Source organism: Acetatifactor sp. (assembly GCF_982438285.1).
In genome coordinates this window covers 1-4,383 of record NZ_CEWDFQ010000265.1, presented here as the reverse complement: position 1 = coordinate 4,383, position 4,383 = coordinate 1, and the positions used below count along the sequence as shown (strand labels likewise).

Genomic DNA, 4,383 nt, shown 5'->3' with positions numbered 1-4,383 from the left:
GGGAATCATCATAAAGAACAGCATACTGACACAGAAGGAACCAATCAGAGAAAGCCACAGCTTTTGCTTGCCTGCCACGCTCCAAAGCAGATAAATCGGGACAAATGCAGCCGCCAAAAGCAGCTTTGACAGCATACACATGACAATTCCGCCAGCCCCTGCCGCGCCTGTATCAAAAGATAGTCCGGAGATCGCTCCGCCCAGCATCGTTCCCACAAAGAAAGCCAGGAGCATCAGCACGCCGCCTGCAAAGCACACCAGAGATTTGGAGATCACATAGTCTCCCTTTTTGGCCCGGACGGTAAACAGATTTTTTACATAACCACTCCGGAAATCATCCCCCACAAAGACACACACAAGCACAGCGATTAAAAAGTAAATCAGATTAATGTTGCACATACCCGTTAAATCCATGGACATCCCGGTGCTTTCGGTACTTACCGCGGCGATGACCTGCCAGGTATTCTCAAAGCCTTCCACCACTGTTTCCACGCCCGTCTGCGGGTCTACCGTAACAGAGCCGTCCATCATAGTGGTCATGACCAAAATCAGAACCGGCATGACCAGACAGATACCCACCATGATGTAAAGAAACGGTGTTGTGAACATTCTGCGGAAGTCCACCGATAACATACTTTTCAGCCTTTTCCCAAAGCTGTTATGATCAAATTGGATTTTCTCTGCCATTTCCATATTATCAATCCTCCTTGTTTTCCGAAGGAAAATGCCACTGCCTTGCAGGAGCAGAGGATTTGCCCTCCTTTTCTTTCATCAAATCCATATAATATTCTTCCAGGCCAATCTTATCTGTCTGAATTTCACTGACCAGGATTCCGTTTTCATACAGATAGGTGACAATCTCTTCCGGACGAGCAGCATCATACACGCGGATATACCCGCTTTCATCCTCTTCCACACGGGAATATTTACAGCCAAGCAGAGCCTTTGTCTTATTTTTGTCCCGGGTCTGCAGGGCCGTATAGGTACGGCAGTCCGCGTCCAGCTCTTCAGCGGTCATCTCCCCGATCATCTTTCCGCCCCGGACAATGCCGTAATGTGTTGCGATCTTCTCCAGCTCGCCCAGGATATGGGAGGAAATCACAACGGTGCATCGGTAGTTCTTTGTGATATCCACCAGCACCTCCCGCATGATCCGCATGCCGTCCGCATCCAGGCCATTGATGGGTTCGTCCATAAAATTTAGCCCGCCCCCGCAATCCCTTGTAAACGCTGGGCTTAACGGTATACAAAACTGTGTTTTGTGTCCTCTTCTTCTGATATTTTCGAGAGAAAAGGCACGGTCTTTCAACCATGCCCGTTCTCATTTATGTGTTTTTGTTGATCCGGTAGCCTGTTTTGGTCTGTCGGATTATGTATGTTTTGGTTTATAGTCTTCCAAATGCATTGCGCTGCTTTTGATCAACTTTTTTCTGGAGTCTCGCGATTTCCTTCTGCAATTCCTCATTTTCTCTCTGGAGCGCTATCATCTGTTCATGCATATTGTTCATCTCATTGTCCATAGCCATATCAAGGATTCCCCGCCTGGGATCAGGCATTCCGGCTTGCTGCTCTTGCGCCCGATCCAGTTCCTGGCGCACTGCCGGATTTTTATAAAAGAATCCTCTGGATAATCCTGTCTTTGCCATCAGTTTTGGAATCGTGATCTTTTCTCCTTCGTCCAGCATTCTCCAAATGGTTTCTTTGGCCAACTTGATTTTCTTGTCACTGATCTGCCGGTTCAAGGCGATCATCTTCTCGTATTTTTGCATATTCTTCCTCCCATCCATCTAAATTTTCTAATATGATTTGTGATTGGCGGTGTCTGATCTGCCGGGTTTCATCGGCGAGTATCTGATTACTCATTTTCCGATAGTATTGAACATTTCGTACACTGGAATGCCCCAGGAGCTTGGCGATTGTCCAATCATCCAAGTGCATCTCTGTCAGCTTCATGCCATAGGTATGCCGGTACATATGCGTACCGAATCCGAATGGTTCTCCATGGTCATCCAGGATATTTTCCTCTCGGAGCATACTAACAACTCTGGCTTGAAGAGTATGGTATTGTAATGCCTTAGTAGGATCGCTGTCATTTACGAAGATATACGTCGTATCCCCGTATCTTTCTCTGGTGTAAGAAATAGCTCTCTGAATCAGAGCGGCCAGTTCCTCACTGATGGGTTTTTCATAAAATTCTGTCTTCATCTGCCGGATGCGAATGATTGTGACTCCATCTTTTTCATATAAACAGTCAGGTTCCAGTGTCATGGTATCTGAGATCCTGGTTCCAAGCATCTGGTGGATAATCATTAGTCTTGCTGCCTGCTCATCCAGTTTTACCAGGGCCGCATTGAGCCTCTTGAGTTCTGCGTCAGAATAGGCTTTAAACTCAGCTTTTGGCGTTGGCGGGATATCTCTTGTGAGGAATAAGGATTCCAGGTTAGGATATCCGCACACCTTTCCAATGCTGTCCAGGAGGGCACGTAGACGATTCAGGTCTGCATGGAAATGCTTCGTTTCTGTAGCTTCAGTTTTCAGATAGACCAGATAATCTTCCAGCAGTTCCCGATCAATCTCGCTGCAGGATTTTACTTCCGGGTGGTTATCATCCAGATATGCGGAGAAGCGCCGGACAGCAGTCAGCTCCTTTTGTACACAGGCGATAGCCTCTGTTTGTAGGTTGAGGTAAATCCCCTTTTTCACTTCCTCCCGAATCTCTGGTTGGAGTATCTTCGTGAATATGAGGGTTTTGCATGATTTGATCGGATTAAAGCGTATCGGAATGTCCAGTTTCTCCAGTTTCCACACATCTTTTTCCTGTTCCGGGCGGTTGTCCTCCGGTTCCAGAAATTCCAGCACTTTTTCCAGATAGGATATAGCCCGTGCTTTGAAGGTATACTCTGAGCCATATGCCTGAACACCATGCTCCATCAATGGAATTCCCTCCTGAAGCATCCAGCCCTTGAACTGTCGTATCCATATTTCAGGCTTTTTATCCCGCAGGCTTTTTGTCCGTTTGCCATAGGTTTGCAGGAACCGGCACACTTTATTGAATTCCTGACGGTCACTATATACCCTGGAGATCCCGACCTGTGTACTCCGATAATGGATGAAGGCGGTTAATTCCTCCCGCATTATAGCAGAAGGGATCTGCTCCAGATCATAGTATGGATTTTTGGTAACCCACTGTGGATATGGTTCCGCAGGATTTTGATATGCAGGCAATTCCTTCAGATAGATCCTGTTGCTCATTTTTTGTCACCTCCCTTCTTCAGCAGGCCAGCGGCCAGACTTTTATGCTGGCTGAAATATTCTTCATTAGCCTTATCTATTTTCTTTGGCATATAGTCAAGATATTGCTGCGTCATTTCTTCATAGCTGTGTCCGAGATAATCCCGCACACTCTGTATAGAAACTCCTGTGTCGTAAAAATTGGTGGCTACGGTATGCCGGTAATCATGGCATTGGAAGATGTACTCCCCATACTGGATATTGTTTTCCCGGCAGCATTCTTTCATTTTCCATCGGAATGTGCTGCTCCGGTATGCGCCGCCTTTCTGATTTTGAAATACATAATCATCTGGCTTGATCTGATGCTTTTTCAGGTATACCTGCATCAGCTTATATAGGGCAGTCGGAATGGGAATCCGCTTGTAATTTCTCATTTTATTTTGATAGACTTGAATCCAGGCATCCCGCCCCTGTACATAGTAGGCATTCCCCTTCAAGGAGCATATCTCGCTGATCCGCAGCCCGACAGCCCATAGATGTAAATACATCAGTCGGATTTCCTCCGGGAATCGGTAGAGCTTGGCGAGGATCTCCCTGGCCACTTCCTGTTCCACACTCCGGTTATGGTGGACAGGGATCTCTTTTTTTAGATAGAGATCTTCGCTGAATGGTATCCTTTCGATATACTTTCTGACCAGCAGGAAGTTAAAGAAGTGAAGGATCGCCATGACCTGATCATTATAGGATGCGGCCAGCAGTGATTTTTGCTGCAGCTCTTTGAAGTAACTGTCTATTTGCTCCGTTGCCGCCGAGCAGACATCCAAGTCCTCTGGTTGGTTGAGCCAGACCAAGAAATTCCGAACATAATCGTGTTCTGACCGTATATTGCCAATGGACAGATTGGTTACTCCCGAAACGAGTTGTCAAGGACTTTTTAATCAAATTCACGAAAAAGCCACAATTTTCAGCTTAGGGTCAACATGGCCCGAACCGGCAAAATGCCCCGCAGCGGCTTGTATCCGTTGCGGGGCACTTGCAATTACATCTGCTGTATCTCGTTTTTGAGCATACGCTTGATTTTGTCGCTCATGGTTTCGGTGCTGGTCTGGCTGAAATGGACGCGCACCTTGTAGGTGGTCTTGCCGATTTTCT

Annotated in this window: 6 protein-coding genes; all 6 read right to left on the bottom strand. The window is 46.7% G+C overall.

All coding sequences use genetic code 11. The features are described 5' to 3' along the window. A partial coding sequence (locus tag AC1WIP_RS12090; protein ID WP_481142062.1) for an ABC transporter permease occupies window positions 1–693 on the bottom strand: 693 nt, incomplete at its 3' end. Window positions 694–697: 4 nt separating this feature from the next. Further along, window positions 698–1,195, bottom strand: a complete 498-nt coding sequence (locus AC1WIP_RS12085) for an ATP-binding cassette domain-containing protein (RefSeq protein WP_481142061.1) — start codon at window positions 1,193–1,195, stop codon at window positions 698–700. A 190-nt stretch (window positions 1,196–1,385) separates the two neighbouring features. Continuing rightward, the gene (locus AC1WIP_RS12080; protein ID WP_481142060.1) at window positions 1,386–1,769 is read right to left on the bottom strand and encodes a DUF6262 family protein; all 384 of its coding nucleotides are present in this window, start codon (window positions 1,767–1,769) and stop codon (window positions 1,386–1,388) included. After that, entirely contained in the window at window positions 1,723–3,252 is a 1,530-nt protein-coding gene (locus tag AC1WIP_RS12075; RefSeq protein ID WP_481142059.1) for a tyrosine-type recombinase/integrase, read from the bottom strand. Before AC1WIP_RS12075 ends, AC1WIP_RS12080 begins: the two co-directional genes overlap by 47 nt. Next, on the bottom strand, window positions 3,249–3,845 hold the full coding sequence (locus AC1WIP_RS12070; protein ID WP_481142058.1) for a tyrosine-type recombinase/integrase: 597 nt from the start codon (window positions 3,843–3,845) through the stop codon (window positions 3,249–3,251). Before AC1WIP_RS12070 ends, AC1WIP_RS12075 begins: the two co-directional genes overlap by 4 nt. 425 nt (window positions 3,846–4,270) lie before the next feature. Beyond that, the coding region (locus AC1WIP_RS12065; RefSeq protein ID WP_481142063.1) for a transposon-encoded TnpW family protein at window positions 4,271–4,383 on the bottom strand (113 nt) is incomplete at its 5' end.